This window comes from Psychrobacter glacincola, from assembly GCF_904846075.1.
Lineage (GTDB): Bacteria > Pseudomonadota > Gammaproteobacteria > Pseudomonadales > Moraxellaceae > Psychrobacter > Psychrobacter glacincola_C.
In genome coordinates this window covers 622,969-642,830 of record NZ_CAJGZH010000001.1, presented here as the reverse complement: position 1 = coordinate 642,830, position 19,862 = coordinate 622,969, and the positions used below count along the sequence as shown (strand labels likewise).

General features: G+C 44.6%; 17 protein-coding genes. 6 read left to right on the top strand and 11 right to left on the bottom strand.

Features of this window, described 5'->3' with window-relative positions; all coding sequences use genetic code 11:
• The first annotated feature begins 331 nt into the window (after positions 1-331).
• The 3 genes from JMW85_RS02785 (at position 332) to JMW85_RS02775 (ending at position 2,177) form a co-directional block, all read left to right on the top strand.
• Positions 332-745, top strand: coding sequence for a hypothetical protein (locus tag JMW85_RS02785; protein WP_045443583.1), 414 nt, complete (start codon positions 332-334; stop codon positions 743-745).
• A gap of 251 nt (positions 746-996) precedes the next feature.
• A complete protein-coding gene (locus JMW85_RS02780; RefSeq protein WP_227681646.1) occupies positions 997-1,560 on the top strand; it encodes a hypothetical protein in 564 nt (187 codons plus the stop codon).
• A 62-nt stretch (positions 1,561-1,622) separates the two neighbouring features.
• Complete coding sequence (locus JMW85_RS02775; protein WP_181209549.1) at positions 1,623-2,177, top strand: REP-associated tyrosine transposase; 555 nt, start codon at positions 1,623-1,625, stop codon at positions 2,175-2,177.
• Positions 2,178-2,225: 48 nt separating this feature from the next.
• Here the strand turns inward: JMW85_RS02775 and JMW85_RS02770 are convergent, their stop codons facing one another.
• From JMW85_RS02770 to JMW85_RS02750, 5 genes are all read right to left on the bottom strand, one after another.
• A complete protein-coding gene (locus JMW85_RS02770) occupies positions 2,226-2,384 on the bottom strand; it encodes a hypothetical protein (protein WP_181209548.1) in 159 nt (52 codons plus the stop codon).
• 267 nt (positions 2,385-2,651) lie between these two features.
• On the bottom strand, positions 2,652-3,257 hold the full coding sequence (locus JMW85_RS02765) for a DUF6338 family protein (RefSeq protein ID WP_201580888.1): 606 nt from the start codon (positions 3,255-3,257) through the stop codon (positions 2,652-2,654).
• 73 nt (positions 3,258-3,330) lie between these two features.
• The gene (ligA, locus tag JMW85_RS02760) at positions 3,331-5,418 is read right to left on the bottom strand and encodes an NAD-dependent DNA ligase LigA (protein ID WP_201580887.1); all 2,088 of its coding nucleotides are present in this window, start codon (positions 5,416-5,418) and stop codon (positions 3,331-3,333) included.
• 292 nt (positions 5,419-5,710) lie between these two features.
• A complete protein-coding gene (locus JMW85_RS02755; RefSeq protein ID WP_201580886.1) occupies positions 5,711-6,727 on the bottom strand; it encodes a cell division protein ZipA in 1,017 nt (338 codons plus the stop codon).
• Between the two features lie 214 nt (positions 6,728-6,941).
• On the bottom strand, positions 6,942-10,904 hold the full coding sequence (locus tag JMW85_RS02750) for an AAA family ATPase (RefSeq protein WP_201580885.1): 3,963 nt from the start codon (positions 10,902-10,904) through the stop codon (positions 6,942-6,944).
• Between the two features lie 139 nt (positions 10,905-11,043).
• Between JMW85_RS02750 and JMW85_RS02745 the strand changes: the two genes are divergently transcribed.
• Complete coding sequence (locus JMW85_RS02745; protein WP_201580884.1) at positions 11,044-11,343, top strand: DUF4298 domain-containing protein; 300 nt, start codon at positions 11,044-11,046, stop codon at positions 11,341-11,343.
• A gap of 46 nt (positions 11,344-11,389) precedes the next feature.
• Here JMW85_RS02745 and JMW85_RS02740 read toward each other — a convergent pair whose 3' ends face one another.
• Positions 11,390-11,878: a hypothetical protein gene (locus tag JMW85_RS02740; RefSeq protein WP_201580883.1), complete on the bottom strand. Its 489-nt coding sequence runs from the start codon at positions 11,876-11,878 to the stop codon at positions 11,390-11,392.
• A gap of 44 nt (positions 11,879-11,922) precedes the next feature.
• A complete protein-coding gene (locus JMW85_RS02735) occupies positions 11,923-12,726 on the bottom strand; it encodes a sulfite exporter TauE/SafE family protein (protein WP_201581229.1) in 804 nt (267 codons plus the stop codon).
• A gap of 195 nt (positions 12,727-12,921) precedes the next feature.
• Here JMW85_RS02735 and JMW85_RS02730 point away from each other — a divergent pair, with 195 nt between their 5' ends.
• Together JMW85_RS02730 and JMW85_RS02725 are read left to right on the top strand one after the other, a co-directional pair.
• On the top strand, positions 12,922-13,881 hold the full coding sequence (locus tag JMW85_RS02730; RefSeq protein WP_201580882.1) for a biotin--[acetyl-CoA-carboxylase] ligase: 960 nt from the start codon (positions 12,922-12,924) through the stop codon (positions 13,879-13,881).
• A 37-nt stretch (positions 13,882-13,918) separates the two neighbouring features.
• On the top strand, positions 13,919-14,647 hold the full coding sequence (locus JMW85_RS02725; protein WP_055123442.1) for a pantothenate kinase: 729 nt from the start codon (positions 13,919-13,921) through the stop codon (positions 14,645-14,647).
• Positions 14,648-14,726: 79 nt separating this feature from the next.
• Here the strand turns inward: JMW85_RS02725 and JMW85_RS02720 are convergent, their stop codons facing one another.
• The 4 genes from JMW85_RS02720 to JMW85_RS02705 form a co-directional block, all read right to left on the bottom strand.
• Positions 14,727-15,194 (bottom strand): energy transducer TonB, encoded by a 468-nt coding sequence (locus JMW85_RS02720; protein WP_201580881.1) that lies wholly within the window; start codon positions 15,192-15,194, stop codon positions 14,727-14,729.
• A gap of 184 nt (positions 15,195-15,378) precedes the next feature.
• Complete coding sequence (locus tag JMW85_RS02715) at positions 15,379-16,566, bottom strand: isovaleryl-CoA dehydrogenase (protein ID WP_201580880.1); 1,188 nt, start codon at positions 16,564-16,566, stop codon at positions 15,379-15,381.
• A 125-nt stretch (positions 16,567-16,691) separates the two neighbouring features.
• Positions 16,692-17,624 carry a hydroxymethylglutaryl-CoA lyase gene (locus JMW85_RS02710; protein ID WP_198329629.1) on the bottom strand — a complete coding sequence of 311 codons (933 nt, stop codon included), beginning with the start codon at positions 17,622-17,624 and terminating at the stop codon, positions 16,692-16,694.
• A gap of 45 nt (positions 17,625-17,669) precedes the next feature.
• On the bottom strand, positions 17,670-19,799 hold the full coding sequence (locus tag JMW85_RS02705) for an acetyl-CoA carboxylase biotin carboxylase subunit (RefSeq protein WP_201580879.1): 2,130 nt from the start codon (positions 19,797-19,799) through the stop codon (positions 17,670-17,672).
• Between the last annotated feature and the right edge of the window lie 63 nt (positions 19,800-19,862).

Sequence of the window (19,862 nt, the reverse complement as noted above, 5' to 3'; positions counted from 1 at the left end):
AGCCCTGTATCTCATTGCTAAATGCAGATGCTTAAATGAGTGACGAACACTTATTTAAGCTCATCAAAAAAGCGTCTATCGGTCAAAAGGTCGATAGACGCTTTTTCACTTCAATCGGTTTATTTTTAATAAATGCGTAATCAAAGCTTAAATACCGACCAAAACGCGCCAAATGATGCGTTACATTAGTCAGTGATTACGTAACTTAATGAACACGTAACAAACAATTTCTAACATTCTTCAAGCGCTGTTTTCGTTACCATATGCGCTATATGCTTAACGCATTGTTAAAAATAAATACATTATGATTTTTATATCTTTGGAGAATGCCATGAACACCCTAACTAAATTTGCTGTTGCCTTACCTACCCTTGCCCTATTAAGTGCTTGTGCGACCACGGCTCCTACTACGCCAAATGCATCAAACACGCCTGCATCAGAAAGCGTCACCGATGCCGCTTATGATCGTATGGCACCAGCACCTTATACCTGTACTGACGACAGCACCATCATGGCTAAACAATCTATCAATAAAAAACAAGTGATGCTCAATGCAACCTTGCCTAAAGTAAAATGGGCTGAGCAACCAATCATCTTAAATGGTGATGTGCAAGGTGATACCGCAAGCTACGTTAATGAGTCAAACCCAGAAGCTGTCTATGCATGGCACATGAAAGGCGACAAAGGTATTTTTGCCATCAAATGGGCAAACGGTAAAGAATATCAAGTGAACTGCCAAATCTAGTTGGCTAGCTATAAACAGTCTGCCAGTTGTAAAAAACTAGCTACTTATAAAAAACAGTCATCATAGGATGGCTGTTTTTTTTGCGTGTTGATTGAACAATATTGCATTGAATATCTGTATAAAAACTGACATCAAAACTGACATCAAAACCCTAGATTTAGGTAAAGCGTTGATTAGAATAAACGGTTTGTTGCTTTTGTCTAGAGAAGCACTAAGAAACCTGTCAAAATAGCGCTGATAGGACATTGTCTATGATTAATAATACTGAGGATACGTCGATGGCTAAGCGCCTAATGAATATAATGCTAATCGCTACTGCCAGCATGTGGGCACTGGCAGGCTGCGACAACAGTGCTGAAACTGCCGCTCAAGCTTCTGAGCCAGTGGTGGCGGCCGCAGACTCGTCAACGACAGCCACTAAGACTATCGACTGGTCTGTCATGGCGAGCGGTGAAAAGCCCGCTGACCCTGCCAATTATCAATATCCGTTTGCGCTTGATAGCCAAAATGTCCGTGATTATGCAGAGTATTTCAAGGTGGATAATGCGACGGCTCAGCATAACCTAACGGTGAGCATGGCAAGTAATGAGGCACTATCAAAAGCCTTGGATCAGCTCAGTGAAAGCTATGTCTCACATGAGCTAACCGATGGCAATGAGATGAAACTCATCATTCATACCACGCCTGATATCGCTGCCAGTAGCTATGATTATGTGCTGTCTGATGACTTTGCGAAAGGGTTGGTATTGCCTATCGTGATACAGCCAGATGGTAAAAAAGGTGAAGCGAAGGCACATGGAGAGGTAGTGGAGTAATTTAATTTGTAGGGTGCGCCCTGCGCACCTATAGAGTATTAAAATTCATACGGTAAATATAAATGTCACAATACATTCGTTCATACACGAAAGGTGCTACCTACTTTTTTACTTTGGTGTCATACGATCGAAGAAAAATACTGTGTGAAGATGACTTCTTAAAAGCCTTTAAAAAAAGCATCAAACAAGTTCAACAACAATATCCTTTTAAAATCATTGCATGGGTACAACTACCCGACCATCTACACTGTATTTGGAAAATGCCTACTGACGATGCTAATTATAGTATGCGTTGGTCGCAGATAAAACGATTAACCACCCAAGCCTGTCCGCAATATCATTTACCAATAGATGTGTTAAGCCGTTCAAAAATTAAAAGAAGCGAAAGAGGTATTTGGCAACGTCGATTTTATGAACATGAAATAAAAGACGAAGCAGACTTCATAAGGCATATGGATTATTTGCACTATAATCCTGTTAAGCATGGGTTAGTTAAAAATGTAGTAGACTGGCCATATTCGAGCTTTCATCGTTATGTGAAGCAAGGTGTTTATGCGGAAGACTGGGGTAATGAGTCAATTGGTTTTTCAGAGAGTTTTTCAGATAAATTAGAGTAGTTTTTTCTAGGTGCGCTGGGCGCACCCTACGCTAACTCAATAATATAATCAGCGCTTTTTAGGTGGATTTACAGGTTTAGCTTCAGAACGCTCAGGTGTATGCCCAGTTTGAGGCCTGCCATTAGGCTTATTACCTATATCACTTGGTTGATAGCCATCCCCAATAAAACAGCTTTTTATTTTATCATCGTTAATTTTATTACTCATTTGAGAACCCTCTAATTTCACAAAAAATAGTTTACTAGGACAGTTGCTGTCATGTCTTATTACGTTGTGCTTCTACAGTGTAATTCTTATTAAATAGTGCGCATGTAATATTTAATATATTATCAACGCTTCTTAGGAGGATTTTTAGGCTTACTTTCAGATGTTGAAGGCCTATGCCCAGGTCTATGAGGCTCAGGTTTATAACCCTCATCACTCGGCTGATAACCCTTATCGATAATACGTTTAACAACTCGATCTTTGTTAATCTCAGTCGTCATTTAGTTCATCTCCACTATAATAGAATGATACAGACTCAGCATCTTTTAAGAAAATTATGATACCTGCACTTTGCTCTACAATCCTTTCGAAACCACCATCTGCATTTATAACCCATTCTTCATCTATATAAATTTGCTCTTCATGAAGGTAGCTTGACGAAAATGAATCAACTCCATAAGAGCCACCCAATTTTTTACCACTGTTCATATTAACTATTACCCAGCCAGTTTTCTTTTTGGCAAAGTAGTAATCCCATGGCTTTCCTATTGGATGTACAGCAAATTTCTGAAAATACTTAACCCCTCTTATCCATTTCCAGAAAAATGCCAAGCCAACAGGCGAAATGAACAATACTACGACAGCTAGTGCACCAAGAACAAAGAAACTACCTATATTCATGTAATATTTGTACGTGTAAAAACTAGGTACTATCCATAATGCATAATTTATTGAGCTATAAGAAACAGCATCAACTACCTGCTCAGAAAATTTAATGTTTGATGGATATAAAAAATTATAAGTTTTTATTGCAATAAACCCAGGCACAATAAACAAAATAAATATAATTAATTTATCAACTTCTAAAAAATTCATATTTATACGTCGCTCTATTTTATCAAACAAATGTCATTATAACTAAAACTTCTATAACATTTCATGTTTTATCCTACTCCCCAACCAACGCCAAAAACTCATCCTCACCCACTACTTTCACACCCAGTTTTTCTGCCTTTGCCATCTTCGATCCAGCTTTATCCCCTGCCAGTAGCGCAGTCGTTTTTGCTGAGATGCTCCCCGAGACTTTTGCCCCTAGTGCTTGCAGCTTGGCTTTGGCTTCATCACGCGCCATGCTATCGAGCGCACCGGTGATGACCCACGTTTGCCCATCGAGCGGCAATCCTTCTGATGCGACTTGTTCAACCTTATCCCAGTGGACGCCAGCTTCACGTAGTGCAGTAATGACTTCGATATTGTGCGGTGCGCGGAAGAATTTATAAGCGAGTTCAGCGGTGATCGCACCGACATCAGGCGTTTGCAGTAGCTTATCGATATCAGCAGCCATCAGGCTATCAAGGTCGCCAAATTGCTGCGCCAAATTCTGCGCCGTCGTCTCACCGACACCGCGAATACCAAGCGCATAGATAAAGCGCGCCAATGTCGTATGCTTACTGGCTTCGATAGCGCTGAGGATGTTTTGTACTGATTTTTCGCCCAGTTTCTCAAGCGTAATCAGCTCGTCTTGATGATTGTGCAATTGATAGATATCAGCGACTGTCTTCACCAAGCCATGCTCAAAAAAGCTAATCAACCAACTTGCGCCTAAGCCATCGATATCCATTGCCCGACGCGAGACAAAGTGAATGAGCGCCTCGACCTGCTGCGCGGGACAAAACAGCCCACCAGTGCAACGCGCCAACGCTTCATCTTTGGGTAACACCACAGGTGAGTCGCATACTGGGCAGGTCGATGGTAATGTAACGGGTTCAGAATTTTCTGGGCGTTGATCTGTCCAAACACGGGTCACTTTAGGAATCACATCGCCTGCACGGTGGACGCTGACCATATCGCCTGCACGCACATCCAAGCGCTGAATCTCGCCAAAGTTATGCAAGGTGACATTGCTGACCGTGACGCCGCCGACTTTCACGGGTTCTAATTTACCAACAGGCGTAATCGCGCCAGTGCGTCCGACTTGCCACTCGATAGCATGCAAGCGTGTCATGACCGTTTCGGCAGGGAATTTATAAGCGGTTGCCCAGCGCGGCTCTCGCGATAAAAAACCAAGCTGCTGCTGCAACGCCAAGCTATTTACCTTGATGACCATGCCATCAATCTCAAACGGTAGCTCGCCGCGTGTCTCCTTTACCGATTCATAATAGGCTTGAGCCTCACGTGGATTTTGCACCACCTCGACTGCACTGACGGTAAAGCCAATGGTCTTTAGCCAAGCAAGCGCTGCTGATTGGGTTTTGATATGCTCAGGTAACCCTTGATTGACTGAATAACAGTAAAATGCGAGCGGACGGCTGGCGGCAATGGCGGGATCTAGCTGACGCAAACTCCCAGCAGCGGCATTGCGTGGATTGGCAAAAGTTTTGTCGCCCTTTTCTTCAGCAAGGCGATTCAAACGCTCAAAACCCGCTTTCGGCATCAGCACCTCACCGCGCACTTCTAATAATGGAATATCGCTTGCAGCCGCGAGCCAAAGTGGCAAATTGCGAATGGTTTTGGCATTTTGGGTGATGTCCTCCCCGGTTTGCCCATCACCGCGTGTCACCGCTTGGACAAATTTGCCATAAGCGTATTTGAGTGATACCGCCAAGCCATCAAGCTTTAGCTCCATCTCATACTCAGGGTTTTTCTGCGCATCATTGAGACGATCATTCACGCGGCGCATAAATCCATGTAACTCATCATAATCAAAGACATTGCCAAGCGAGAGCATGGGAATATCATGGGTAACTTGGGTAAAAGCCGATAGCGGCATGTCACCAACTTGGTTGATTGGGCTGTCTGGCTGTATCAAATCTGGATATTGTTCTTCAAGCGCCAATAAAGAGCGGCGCAACTGATCGTATTCGCTGTCCTCTAAAATGGGATTATCAAGCACATAATAGGCATAATTGTGCTGCTTGAGCGCATCGATAAACGTGCGCATCTGGGTGACGATAGCATCATTATTTTTTATAGGATTGGCAGTATTGATGTCTTTATTAATGTCTTTGGAAGTAAGCGGTGAGATAGGGTCAGTCATAGTCGGCGTCTTTTTCTTTGCAATTCAAGATGCCGATATGATAACAAGTTTGTAGGATGCTCGGATATAGTCGATCCTATATAAATTAGATACTGTGTCAGGCTCGCTCAGTCTACTATGTGTAGCACTTTCACTCACCTTCCTTGTATCTAAAGTATCTTGAACCGACTCTAGCATTTTGCAGAAACTAAAGCCCATTAAAAAGGCAAATAACGTCAATCGCTATTTGCCTTTTAGAATACTGCTAATATGAATCAGCTTTTATTAATCAACCTGTATTAATACATTAAAACTAACCTTCATAATCGCGAACTTGGTTACGCAATTGCTGTTTGTATTCAGGGGTGATTGGTTCGTTCTCTTCATCGAGCATAATGGCATCCAAATCACTTGCCATCATGTAAGCAATACTCATCATACTATCGAAGCTACGCAGCGCTTGTGGATGCGGCAGCGATAAGAATACTACCACGCCACTATAAGTATTGGTCGCCACGCTATGCGGATCAAAAGGCGCGATACCACTATCGGTGATGCCCATCATGCTGAACCAGAGCATACCCGTGCCATCTTTTTGCTCATAGCGATGGAACATGTTCATCGCGCCATAGCGCAGACCATACTTATCAATTAATGCCAATAAATCACGACCACGGATAATTGCGGCTGGACGGTCGCGATATTGATGCGGCAAAATAGTGATATTAATGTTGTCTTTGGCATTGATGAGTGGACCGTTTTGCGCTTCATCCACTGGCTCTGAGAGATGCTGATCGAGTATCGGACTGTTATTATCGAAGCTTGGCTCGGCTGCGGTATCAATAGAGGGCATCAAGCTGTCAGTTGCAGACATCAAGCTTGAAAACGCATCCTGCTCTTGCTCGATATGCATCTGCTCAGCGGCTTCTGCAAACTCGCTGTTGTCAGCACGCTGCTGCTCTGCTTGCCAGCGCACATAGTCGGCGTCATCTATTGTGTCAGTATCGCTGTCATTAACATCCGCATGCCCAGCTGTCAGCTGCGTATCAACATGGGTATGAGATTGGGTCAAAGGCTCGTCTTCGACCACCGCATTTAGATAACTGCGATCAGGGGCGATACTTGTTTCGCCAGCAACTGTATCATCCAAGTCTGGCTGATCGACGATGTTGCGTTCATGGCGCGGTATGATAGGAATACCGTTTTTATCATAATTGACCGCTACCGCTTCAGCATTGCTGCGGCGCTTAAAGCTACGAATGACCATAAATAGCCCTGCAAGCATGATAAATGCGGCAATGGCAATCAATATAAACTGAATAGCGGTCATAAGAGATACATCCTAATATATGACAAAAGGGAATACATAAGAGGGAATAAATGGCAATAGTCTAGCATGGCTAATGAATATCGTCACCATATAGTCATCGTTTACCGTGAGGCTGACACACTTGCGTGACGTTGTAATATTGTCACATCATTTCTAACTATACCACTGACAACTGCTACCAGTTATCAATTATTTTTGCTATTTAGCGCTGCTCTTAATCAGAAAGGTAACGTGCCGCCTCATCGAGTGAGACGCTGACTAAGGTAGAAATCCCTGCGCTTGGCATGGTAACGCCCTTTAACTCATCGGCAATCTGCATCGTTAATTTATTATGGCTGATAAAGATAAACTGCAAATCGTCTGCTAATTCATGAATAAGACTAGTAAAGCGGGCGACGTTGGCGTCATCAAGCGGCGCATCGACTTCATCCAGTACGCAAAATGGCGCAGGATGCTGCTTGAATATGGCAAAAATCAAACTCAGTGCCGTCAAGGTTTTTTCACCACCTGAAAGTACAGCAAGGCGACTATTACGTTTGCCTTTTGGCTGTGCCATCAAGTTTAGCCCTGCCCGCCACTGTTCTGATTTTGGCGCATTAACAGGCATATCATCCGTATTGAGCGTTAAACTGGCTTGCCCGCCACCAAACACTTTGGCAAATAAATTGGCAAGCTCAATATTGACGGCATCGAGCGTCTGCATAAATAGCGTCTTGGTGGTCTCATCAATCGAAGCAATCGCCTCCGTTAACGTCTGCATACTCGCAGCAATATCTGCGGTCTGCTGCGAGAGTGCTTGTAGGCGCTCATTAACTTCTGCCAACTCTGCCACGGCTGCCAAGTTGACTGCGCCAATTTTGCTTAGCTGCTGCTCAAGCTGCACGCGCTCAGACTCAAGCTCAGTGATTTTATCTGGGCGCACACGGCGATCATGAGCGATAAAATCTGCTAATAAGTTTGAGACGCTCATCACTTGTTGCTGATGCTGTGGACGCTGCGCTATGTCTGATTGTGCTTTATATTTATGACTCACATTATAATAAGCATCTAGCGCTTCTTGCGTATGGCTACTAGCATCCTCTAATTTTGCAGCGCTTAATGCCAGATCAGTGGCAAGACGGGCAAGCTCAGATTGCTGCGTTTGCAAGGTATTTTGTAGCGTATCTAGCTCTACTTGCTGCTGATTATATTCTTGCTTGAGCACCGTTAATGCGGTCTCGCGCCCTGTTAATACTGCCTGCTGCTCATCGCGCGCGGTCTGTGCTGTTTGCAATGCAGCTTGCAGTGCTGGCAATGTACTTTGCTGCTGCTCATGACGCGTCTTTAGATTTTGCTCGCTTTGTAATGACTTTTCAAATTGCGCACTTGCCCGAGCAAGACTGCTAGTGCTGTGCTCTAGACGCATCTCGCTCTGCTGAATACGCAGCTGCATTGCTTGCCAAGCGTCATCATCTGCTTGACGGTTACGACTTAGCTCACTGCGCTCCGCTTGTAATTGCTGAGTTGCCGCACGAGCATCGGCGATTTGTGGCGTTAGCGCTGCTATTTTGCTTTGGATATCCTGCTGTTCTTGATTCAGCGTTTGTTGTTCTTGCTCTAATTCTTGTTGCTCTTGCTCAAGGGTAACTTTGTCAGCATTGAGGCGTTGGCTGTCCGCTTGCAAACGTTCAGCGTTGGCGCGCTGAGTAGTGAGCTGTTGCTGGTATTGATGCTTATCACGGGTTAATTGCTCAGCTTGTGCTCGAGTTTCCTCTAAGCTAACTGTTAATGCATCATAGTTACGCTGGTCTTTTGTAATCGCTTTTTTCTGCGCTTCTATTTTGTTCTCAAACTCATCGAGCAAGTCTTCTAACGCTTGCAAACGGCTGCGCTGCTGCAAACGCTGGGTTAAAAATTGACTGTTGCTGTTATTGCTACCATTTTGTCCATCTTGCGCACCAGCAAATTTACTTAGATTCATCGTACCCTGACGACTGATAAGCCAGCCGTCAGTCGTTAGTAAAATAGCTGACGATGGCAATACTTTTAAAATCTCAGCAAGCGCTTCTAACGTTTGCCTATTATCTGTCTCAGGCTGTGCAATATATAAATAGCATTGCCGCCAAAGCGCTAAGTTTGGTGCGCTAATCAGCTGTGATAAAGGCAGTATTTTATCAATCAAACTCTCAGGCAATTCGCTAACCAGTGGCTTTGTATTTACCTCATTTTTCTTAGCGGATAGCCACAAGCTATGACCCGTTTCTATTTTGATTGATGACTTGTCCACTGTATTGGTTTGCGCATTTTGATAAATAAATAAATCTTTTAACTCATGCTCAAGCACCTGCCATAAGCTATGCGGTTTCTCAGAGTCAGCGCTCACGTTATTAACATTTGGTTGATAAGTTTGGTTAGAAACCAGCACATGGCTATCTAGCCACAATGCCAATACGCTATCAAGTAGCTCTGCATGCTGCTGCCCTTTCGCGCTTAACTCAATCTGGTCACGCAAGATGGTAATGGTCAATTGGCTATAGTCGCTAGCTATTTCATTTTCTAAATCACTTTTAACATCAGCAGTTTTTGCATGAACAAGCGGTTGAGATTTTGGTGTCGGCTTAGGATGCAATATCTGATGCAAAGTATCGTACTCGCCTGCCAAAACCGCGTGACGTTTTTCATCCTCGCTTAACTCGCGCTGCTGCGTGTGCAATTGCTGTTGTAAATCCTGCGCTTGCGGTTGTAGCTCAGACAAGCGCTCATTCACACTGTCTTGCTGACGCTCAATTTGCTGCAATTGTTTGTTTAGCTCGGCAACTTGCGCCGCTAACGTCTGCTGCAAATTATTCGTATCAGAATTATCTTGCAAACCAGCACTTGTAACTGGTGATAGCGACTGCTGTAATTGCTGCCATAGGTTTTGCCAGTTTTGCTGACGGCGCTGCCATTTGTCATGGTTCTGCTGATGGCGTTTTTGTGCTTGGCTATTAATGGCTTGCTGTTGTTCAAGCATGCGTGCATTATCTTGCAAGCGTAATAGCTGGTTTTGCGCGTCATGCCATGCGCGTTGTAACGGTTGCTCATTGCGTTTATGCGTGTCACGTCTACCCGTCAACTCAGTGAGCTGTGGGCGTAACACCTCTAATATATTCTGCTGCTCGGTTTGCTCGGCTTTTAATCGATCAATCTCACCCACTGCTTGCGCACGCTGCTGATCTAAATTGGCAAGTTGCTGCTCAATTGCGGTCAATTGTGATTTGGCATCGCTCAGCGCGTGCTCCGCTTGTTGATAGCCTAGCTGCTGCTGATAATGAGCGCTTTGAGCATCGTCTTTGAGCCATTGCTCTTGATTGATATGCGCGGCAAGTTTATCTTGCTTGGCTTTTAGGGTGTCATAGTTGGCTTGTAAAGTTGATACTTCAGTGGCGCTGCGCTCATGCGCTATTTTTTGCTGCTGCTGAGTATGCTTGGCTTGATAGAGCTGCTGAATGGCAAGCTGCTGTTTGATATCCGCAAGCGTTAGCGCCAACTCTTCATAACGCTCAGCACTGGCGGCTTGTTTAAACAGACGCTTTTGTTGGCTGACCAGCTCACTTTGCATATCATGCAGACGTGCCAAATTATCTCTAGTTTTCTCTAACTTCTTTTGCGTTTCTTCACGGCGTGCTTGATAGCGCGACACCCCTGCTGCCTCTTCGATAAACTCACGCAGCTGCATCGGGCTAGACTCAACGATACGCCCAATCATACCTTGCTCAATCACCGCATAACTACGCGCGCCAAGTCCCGTACCCAAGAATACATCGACCACATCACGGCGACGACAGCGCGTACCATTGATAAAGTAGTCTGAGCGACCTTCCTTATTTACCTGACGACGAACGGACAGTTCTTGATACAGATTAAACTCATGGCGAATACCGTTTTGTTCATCTTGCGTATGCTCAAAGGTTAGCTCGACACTGGCAACACTTTTGGCAGATTTATCTTGCGTACCAGCAAAGATAACATCACTCATCGCGCCGCCACGCAGCTGCTTGGCAGAGGTTTCACCTAGCACCCAACGTATGGCATCAATCACATTGGATTTGCCACAGCCGTTCGGCCCGACAATGGCGGTGATGCCATGACGAAAGGTAAAAGTCGTTGGATTGGCAAAGGATTTGAAGCCTGCCAGCTTTAGGGATTTTAGGCGCATGAATAATCAGTAAACTTAGCAAAAACAGGCGGCTATTCTACCTTAAATTGTGGTGAGTTTTTAGGGTTTGTGAAGGGTGCTATAATAGGGCTGAAAATAATAATCATTCGTCTAAGTATCAAAAAATAAGAGTATAAAAATGCCTAACTATAATCCGCAAGAACTACAGCAAAAATATGAGCAATGGTGCAAACTACATCGCCAGCAACTCGAAGCGCAGCAGCAGTTTTTGCAAGCTGAAGCCTTGCAAAATGAGTTGAAAGATTACTATCTTAACCCGCAATGGATGGCAGATCGTGAAGCGGATCTGCCAATTGAACATTCAGGTGATGAATACTCTATCTTTAGTGAAGATGCGCTGTGGAGTATGCTCAGCGACCATGATGAGCTAGCAAGAAAATGGATGCGTTTGGGGCTGGATGCGATTGATAAGAAATAGGATTTCTTTAAAATTAATAAAAGATAGTAAATAAATAAAGATACTTCTAAGGAGTGGCTATTTGTGTATATTCATTAGCATATTGTTTGATAACCTTTAATAGTTTGTCAGCCTCTCTATCAAGTGCCTGTTTAATGATCTCACATTGCTCAAAACTACCAGCATATAGTTCAGTGTATAAGTCGATAAGTTGCTTAGAGAACTTTTCATAGTCCTCCTCTAATAATGGGAAGTGCAACATAATCAATGTTTCTACTTCTGTCATCAACATCATAAACGTCTCTATGGGAACGATTAAACTTTCACCTCTAGAGCGAAAGTAGATACCCTCGTGAACCATATAGGTTAATTTATATAATTTGATAATCAACTGCTCATATTTCTCTCGTTTAAATACTTGTATTTCTTTTTTATATTCTAGTCCTAACTTTAGAAGATCACGCTTGTGGTTTTGCCAATTTAATATAGAACTCGTTGCAAATGAAATTGCTCCCCCTAAAGCAACACTTAGAAGACTCACTAATACTACATCCATTCATCACCTTCCTAAAAACACTGCCTAAGTTAGAGTATAAATTTCTAGAGAATCCCAATCCCACTTAACAACAGCTGCCCACCAGCAAATAATAACAACACCCCAAAGGCACGCTTAAGCGTTAGCGCAGGCAACTGGTGCGCAAGCTTCGCACCGACTTTTGCCATCGCAAAGCTAGCGACAGAAATACATAGAAAACCCGTGATATGCACAAAGCCTATCGTGCCCTCAGGCAGATTGACCACATCTTGCCCGAACCATGCAAACCCTGCCGCACCAGCCAATGCAATCGGCAAGCCACAAGCGGCAGACGTGCCGACCGACTGCTTCATCGGTAACCCTGCCCAGTTTAAAAAGGGTACGGTTAAACTGCCACCGCCAATACCAAAAATAGACGACGCCATGCCAATCCCTGTACCTGCGCCGAACTGTAGACCAGCTGACGGTAGCGGTTTGCCCAGCTGCTCTTTATTGGACAAAAACAGCATTTTTAAAGCGACCAATAACGCGCCGACACCGATGATGGCTTGCAATACTTTACCGTCAATCATATCGGCAATACCAGCACCGACCAGACTACCGATGACCAAGCCGAGTGCCATTTTGCGCCATACTTCCCAGCGCACGCCGCCGCGCTTATTGTGCGCAGTCATTGAGCTGATCGAGGTCACAACGATGGTCGCCAGTGACGTACCAATCGCCAAATGGGTCACCACTTCTGGTGAAAAATCATAAGCGGTAAAAATCCATACCAATGCTGGTACGATAATCATGCCGCCGCCAACGCCAAATAAACCAGCACTGACACCCGCAAATGCGCCTGCAATCACAAACCATACATATAACATCATCGAATCAGCCTTTTATCACACTTATTTTTATAAAAATTCTTTAGTTTTATAATCACTTGCCTATCGCATTTGCTAAATCATAATCCGACCTTTATGCTGTTTATTTGATACTGTCTAATCGTGACAATCTCATGACAATCGCCCAGTATAACAAAGATTATCCACGCTATATTAACCACATCGACGAAACTTATGCCGCTATTTTCCAATTTTTCTGACGACTCATTAGAGCTTCATCATTTACCACAGCTGAACCATCGCCACCTTGTCAGCAGTGCCTCTACCAATAGCGAGCTGATAACAGATGTACAACATGGCACGTTAAATGCTGCGCAGATGCATCTACTGACCGCTGAAACCCAAAGTGCAGGTCGTGGGCAGCACGGGCGCTCGTGGCAATCACCGCGCGGCAATGTCTATCTGTCGTTATATCATCCTATTCATCTGCCGATTAGCGGTTTACTGTCGCTGATTATCGGCGTTGAACTGGCAAAAATGCCCGTTATTCAAATATTAAATGAGCAATTGCGCGCGCAAGAATTGACGCCCATCGGCGTGAAGTGGGCAAACGATTTGGGCTTTTATCAACCGCCATCTGACTCAGTGTCAAATGAGCCTAAACTGACAGCACAGACCCTACCTTTTAATAAACTTGCGGGAATTTTAATAGAACCCGTGTCGCAAACGGGCAAATTGGTCGGCGTGGTGATGGGCGTAGGACTTAATGTACAGGCAACGCCCAATCTCACTGCAAAGACCTGCGAAGGCATGAGTTATGAGGCGATTAGCCTACAGGATATTTGTAAAATGCTAGAACCAGATACAGATATGGTGAGTCTGCCAAGCCTAAAAATACTTTACCAACAAATGAGTAAAGCCCTGCTAGCCGCGATGACACGCTTTGAGCACTTAGGATTAGAGAAGCCCACTGGTCAAAGCTATAATTTGGACAGCTTTTTAAAACAGTTTGAGTCGATGGATGCACTGGCAGGATTACGCTTGCACGTTACTCAAGAGCATAACGGTAAAACAGATAGTATCACAGGTTATGCTTGTGGTCTTGATACACATGGATGTTTGCAATTGCGTCAAGATAGCGGTAAGATTTCTGCGCTTTTTACCGGACGCATCGACGTTATTGATAAAGCTTAAATCAAAGACCCAATGGGCACGATATAAAGGGATTTTTATGCTCTGGTTAGATCTTGGCAACACCCGCCTAAAATACTGGCTCACCGATGATATCGGACAAATAGTCGCGCATGATGCCAAGCAACATTTGCAAGCGCCTGCCGAACTACTGATGGGTTTGACCGATCGCTTCGAGCGTTATGCGCCTGATTTCATTGGTATCTCATCGGTGCTGGGCGACGATTTAAATGTTAAAGTGTCAGAGACGTTAGGTCGTCTGAATATTCCGTTTGAGTTTGTCCATGTCGATGCAGCGCATGCTTTGATGAAGAGTGCTTATAATGACGAACAGCTCGGCTGTGATCGTTGGCTACAGATGCTGGGCGCCGTAGATAAGAAAAAACGTCAATGCGTGATTGGCTGTGGCACAGCAGTGACCATTGACTTGATTGATCATGCTGAGCATTTGGGCGGTTATATTTTCCCCAGTATTTATCTGCAACGTGAATCACTATTTTCAGGCACTAAGCAAATCACCATATCCAATGGCACCTTTGATAGTGTGGGTCAAGGCATGACCACACAAGATGCGGTACATCGCGGCATACTATTATCAATCGTCGGTGCCATCAATGAGATTAGCCATCGCCATCCCAACTTTGAAGTTATCATGACGGGTGGTGATGCATCTATTATCTCGCAGCACGTCAACCGTCCAGTACGCTTGCGTGATGATTTATTGTTGAACGGTCTGGCACGATATTTTGATCATACCAAACAGTCGTAATACTCAATAGATACTTTTACATTGAAAATAAAAAAAGCAGTACGTGTAAGGCGTACTGCTTTTTAGTATTGTTTAAGCTTTAGTAATACTCAAATATTATTGGAACGGTTACTTTGCCTACTACTGTCTTACTATCTTTTCTAAATGGTTTCAAAAGACTGCGGCGTAACTCTCTCATAAACTCACTATCAATTTTATCGGAGCCACTACTCTTCAATACGGTAATATTTGCAACTTTACCTTCCTGATTTACAATTAATAAAAATTTCATTTCCGCACGTTTGAGTTTGCAAGGTTCTTCCGGATCACAATTACCCTCTAAGTTGCGAATGTGACGACTATCGAACCTTGGTTGATGTACCCACTTCGCATCAGAAGTTGAAAACTGAATGACGGGTTGCGATGGTGACATTTCTGCTAACTCAGCATTTGCTGAGTGTACCGCAAATACACTCAGTAGAAATAGCGCTTTTGTCAGCACAGAAATAATAGTTAATCGCAGATTTATCTTGAAGCGTGTTTTAGGTGTGGTAATAGTCAGCAGCATAGACGGTATCTTATAAATATGGCGAATAAAAAAGGCTAAGAAGCAACTCTATTAATCGATTATTGTCAATCAAAAAATAAAATATACCTTAGCACAATTGTTCGTTATTAACCAGCCGTTGTCCTAAGCTAGTCTGGTTATGCCAAATTTAGAAAGTCGCTGATGATAGTATTATATTTTTATACTATTTAGTCTCATTAAATAGCTCACGACCAACCAGCATACGGCGGATTTCACTGGTACCTGCGCCAATCTCATACAACTTGGCATCGCGCCAGTAGCGACCAAGTGGATACTCATTGGTGTAGCCATTACCACCAAATATTTGAATGCCCTCGCCTGCCATCCAGGTGGCTTTTTCGGCACACCATAAAATCACACTAGCGCAGTCTTTACGTACTTCTCGGCTATGACCGGCACCGCGCTGATCTAGCATGTCCAAATTCTTGCCGACGGTATATAAGAAACTACGACCTGCTTGCAGTATCGTATACATATCCGCCACTTTACCTTGGATAAGCTGAAACTCGCCAATCGCTTGACCAAACTGCTTACGGTCATGGATATAAGGCACGACATTGTCCATCACTGCTTGCATGATACCGATAGGACCTGCGGCCAATACGGCACGCTCGTAATCTAGGCCACTCATAAGTACCTTAACGCCTTCATTGAGACCGCCCAAGATATTTTCGCTCGGTACGGTCACATTGTTAAAGGTCATCTCACCAGTATGGCTACCACGCATGCCGAGCTTATCCAGCTTTTGCGCTGTGCCGAAACCTTCCATACCTTTTTCAACGATAAAAGCGGTCATGCCTTTGCCGCCGAGCTCAGGATTGGTCTTGGCGTAGACTACCATCACATCTGCATCAGGACCATTGGTGATCCACATTTTGCTACCATTCAACACATAGCTACCGTCTTTCTCTTCAGCTTTTAGCTTCATACTAACGACGTCTGAGCCAGCGCCTGTCTCACTCATAGCCAATGCACCGATGAACTCACCGCTGACCAGTTTTGGTAAATATTTTTGTTTTTGTGCCTCAGAGCCATTACGTTTGATTTGGTTGATACATAGGTTCGAATGCGCACCATAGCTTAGCGCGACCGATGCCGAAGCACGGCTGATTTCTTCCATCGCGACCATGTGTGCGACGTAGCCCATGTTAGAGCCGCCGTATTCTTCAGGAACGGTAATGCCATGCAGACCGATATCACCCATCTTTTGCCATAGATCCATTGGGAATTCATCGCTGCTATCAATCTCGGCAGCACGTGGGGCGATTTCATTGGTTGCAAACTGCTGTACCATATCGCGTAATGCATCAATATCTTCGCCAAGCTGAAAATTCAATCCAGGTAAACTCATAACTATTCCTTGTGTTTTGATTTTTTTAAATTTCGGATTTTAATCTGTTTTTGAAAGCCGCTATATTTCTAATGCCATTTTTGAGGTCATAGTCAATTCACTATACTAATTAAGACTGACGTTTATTAATGGCGTTTATTGATTAAGGCACGTGCCACGTTTGAGCCATTTGGACGCTTTAAAAACGCACTGATACGCTCGCCTGCCACGACCAATTTATCCAAATCGATACCTGTGCTGATACCCATACCGTGTAGCATATACACCACATCTTCGGTTGCCACGTTACCTGTTGCGCCTTTGGCATAAGGACAGCCGCCCAGTCCAGCCACCGAGGTATCAAATTCGCTGACACCTATTTGTAATGCGGCTAGCGTATTGCTCAATGCTTGACCATAAGTATCGTGAAAATGACCCGATAGCATAGAGATATCAGCATATTCTAAAGCGGCTTGTAAGGCGCGCTGTACCTTGAGCGGTGTACCAACACCAATGGTATCGGCAATGCCAATCTGCTCAGCACCAATCTCAACCAATCGTTTGGTGACGTACGCTACTTGGCTTGGGTCAATGTCGCCTTCATAAGGACAGCCAACCGTACAAGAGATAACGCCTCGTACTTTGATGCCTTGCGCTTTTGCAGCCGCAGCTACTGGCGCAAAACGCTCGATACTCTCATCAATACTACAATTGATATTTTTTTGACTAAAGGTTTCACTTGCTGAACCAAAAATAACGATTTCATCAGGACGATGAATGATGGCGTTTTCAAAGCCGCGCATATTAGGTACCAGTACCGAGTAGCAAATATCTGTCTGCCGTGTCGGCGCTAGCGCATCAAGTAGCGCGCTATTATCGCCCATTTGTGGCACCCACTTTGGCGAGACAAAACTGGTTGCTTCTAGCTTTTTGACACCGGCTGCAATCAAATCATTGATAAGCGCTTGCTTAACCTCAGTCGGTACCGTCGTTGACTCATTTTGTAGTCCATCACGCGGACTGACATCAACGATTCTGACGTGACTTGGATATGAATGGTTTAGATACGAATGGCTCATGCTTGTCGTCCTTTTTATTACTTACCTATTATTAAGCTATGTCAGCTATTCGCTCTCAGTATTTTCGCCAGCATCTATGCGTAATAACTCGTCACCATCAGCGACCAAATCACCTGCTGCAAATAGCAATTCTGCCACCACGCCATCCGTCGGCGCAGTAATAGTGTGCTCAATTTTCATAGCTTCGATGACCGCTAACGGCTCGCCTTTTTTCACAGTATCACCAACCGCCACTTTAAAGGCAACCACCTGCCCTGGCATCGGTGATTTTAAACTGCCAACCGCTGCGGACTCTTCGCCCACGTGCGCCATAATATCAACAAGCGTAATCTCGTCACGACCACTGTCTGTGAACACATAAACGGTCTCATTATGCATCCAGCTTTGCGCGCTAGTACGTGCACCATCTAACCATAGCGTATGATTGTGCTCGTCGCTACTGGCATAGCTCACTTGACCTTCATAAACCGTTTCGGTCTGAGCAGCGACATTGATATTGCTAATATCCTGCGTATTAGCGACTTCTTTTTCAATAACGAGCGTAAAGCTACTGAGGTTATCGCTGCCTTTTTTACTATCAGAACAATTTGAATTGTGCCAGTTATTCATGCGGGCAGTATAAGCATTCTCATCATAAACCAAGCTAAATGAGCGAGTGTAATCGTTATAAGCACGGAAGCCAGTAGGTTTGCTAAATGGATCAATATCTGACTCTTGCGTCGCCATCTCGCTCGCAAGCTGACGAGTAATGGCAGTCACAACCAGCGTCGATAATGCCAAAGGCTGCTGATTAAAAATTGCATCACGCTCGTGCTCAATCAATGCCGTATCAAGATTGGCTTTGCTAAAAGATTCTGTATTTAAGATATAACGTAAAAATGCCGCGTTATTCGGCAAACCCACGATACGGGTTTGTGCCAGAGCCCGATCAAGCTTGGCTAATGCCTGCTCTCGCGTTGGTGCATGGACGATGAGCTTGGCAATCATAGAGTCATAGAACGGACTAATCACATCGCCTTCGCGCACGCCATCATCGATACGCACACCAGTACCATCTTTATCAATCATAAAGGTGCTGTGTTCAGGTTTTTGATACGTAAACAACGTACCGGTCGCGGGCAAGAAGCTATTGTCAGGATTTTCAGCACAGATGCGCGCTTCAATTGCATGACCGTTGATAGTCAGATCAGCTTGGGTTTTTGGCAATGGCTGACCTGCCGCGACTAAGAGCTGCCACTCGACCAAATCGACACCCGTGATCGCTTCACTGACTGGATGCTCAACTTGCAGGCGTGTATTCATCTCCATGAAATAAAAATTCATAGAATCTTCGCGCTGCTCAATGATGAATTCAACCGTGCCTGCGCCGACATAATCGACTGCACGAGCCGCTTCGATGGCAGCGGTGCCCATCGCCTCACGCATCGCAATATCAACACCCGGTGCAGGCGCTTCTTCTAATACTTTTTGGTGGCGGCGCTGTACGGAACAATCACGCTCAAACAAATGCACATAGTTGCCATGCGTATCGCCAAATACTTGGATTTCGATATGGCGCGGTTTTAAGGCGTATTTTTCAACCAACACTTTATCATCACCAAAGCTGGTAATGGCTTCACGGCGACATGAGTCTAATAAATCTACAAAATCGCTGCTTTTTTCAACGATACGCATGCCTTTACCGCCGCCACCTGCACTGGCTTTGATCAAGACAGGATAGCCAATACTATCGGCTTGCTGCTGCAAAAATTCTGCGTCTTGATTGTCACCATGATATCCCGGTATCAGTGGTACGCCCGCTATTTCCATCAAGCGCTTGGATTCAGATTTGCCGCCCATGGCGCGGATAGCATCAGCCGATGGACCGATAAATACCAGTCCTGCATCCTGACAAGCTTGCGCAAAGTCAGCATTTTCACTTAAAAATCCATAACCCGGATGAATCGCTTGGGCGCCAGTCTCAAGCGCTATCGCGATAATCGCATCACCTTTTAGATAGCTGTCTTTTGGTGCCGAACCGCCCAGATAGATGGCTTCATCACAGACAGCCACATGCTTGGCCTCACGATCCGCATCAGAGTAAACAGCGACGGTGCTGACACCCAGACGCTTGGCAGTCGCGGCTACTCGGCAGGCAATTTCACCACGGTTGGCAATTAGAATTTTAGAAAACATAACTATCCCTGTGTGTTATCGTTTTTATTTGAGATCTTGTCTATTGACTCATTTGTCTCTCGT

Coding starts and splice junctions, on each gene's coding strand:
- JMW85_RS02785 (WP_045443583.1), top strand. CDS start 332: ATGAACACCCTAACTAAATTTGCTGTTGCCTTACCTACCCTTGCCCTA.
- JMW85_RS02780 (WP_227681646.1), top strand. CDS start 997: ATGATTAATAATACTGAGGATACGTCGATGGCTAAGCGCCTAATGAAT.
- JMW85_RS02775 (WP_181209549.1), top strand. CDS start 1,623: ATGTCACAATACATTCGTTCATACACGAAAGGTGCTACCTACTTTTTT.
- JMW85_RS02770 (WP_181209548.1), bottom strand. CDS start 2,384: ATGAGTAATAAAATTAACGATGATAAAATAAAAAGCTGTTTTATTGGG.
- JMW85_RS02765 (WP_201580888.1), bottom strand. CDS start 3,257: ATGAATTTTTTAGAAGTTGATAAATTAATTATATTTATTTTGTTTATT.
- ligA (WP_201580887.1), bottom strand. CDS start 5,418: ATGACTGACCCTATCTCACCGCTTACTTCCAAAGACATTAATAAAGAC.
- JMW85_RS02755 (WP_201580886.1), bottom strand. CDS start 6,727: ATGACCGCTATTCAGTTTATATTGATTGCCATTGCCGCATTTATCATG.
- JMW85_RS02750 (WP_201580885.1), bottom strand. CDS start 10,904: ATGCGCCTAAAATCCCTAAAGCTGGCAGGCTTCAAATCCTTTGCCAAT.
- JMW85_RS02745 (WP_201580884.1), top strand. CDS start 11,044: ATGCCTAACTATAATCCGCAAGAACTACAGCAAAAATATGAGCAATGG.
- JMW85_RS02740 (WP_201580883.1), bottom strand. CDS start 11,878: ATGGATGTAGTATTAGTGAGTCTTCTAAGTGTTGCTTTAGGGGGAGCA.
- JMW85_RS02735 (WP_201581229.1), bottom strand. CDS start 12,726: ATGTTATATGTATGGTTTGTGATTGCAGGCGCATTTGCGGGTGTCAGT.
- JMW85_RS02730 (WP_201580882.1), top strand. CDS start 12,922: ATGCCGCTATTTTCCAATTTTTCTGACGACTCATTAGAGCTTCATCAT.
- JMW85_RS02725 (WP_055123442.1), top strand. CDS start 13,919: ATGCTCTGGTTAGATCTTGGCAACACCCGCCTAAAATACTGGCTCACC.
- JMW85_RS02720 (WP_201580881.1), bottom strand. CDS start 15,194: ATGCTGCTGACTATTACCACACCTAAAACACGCTTCAAGATAAATCTG.
- JMW85_RS02715 (WP_201580880.1), bottom strand. CDS start 16,566: ATGAGTTTACCTGGATTGAATTTTCAGCTTGGCGAAGATATTGATGCA.
- JMW85_RS02710 (WP_198329629.1), bottom strand. CDS start 17,624: ATGAGCCATTCGTATCTAAACCATTCATATCCAAGTCACGTCAGAATC.
- JMW85_RS02705 (WP_201580879.1), bottom strand. CDS start 19,799: ATGTTTTCTAAAATTCTAATTGCCAACCGTGGTGAAATTGCCTGCCGA.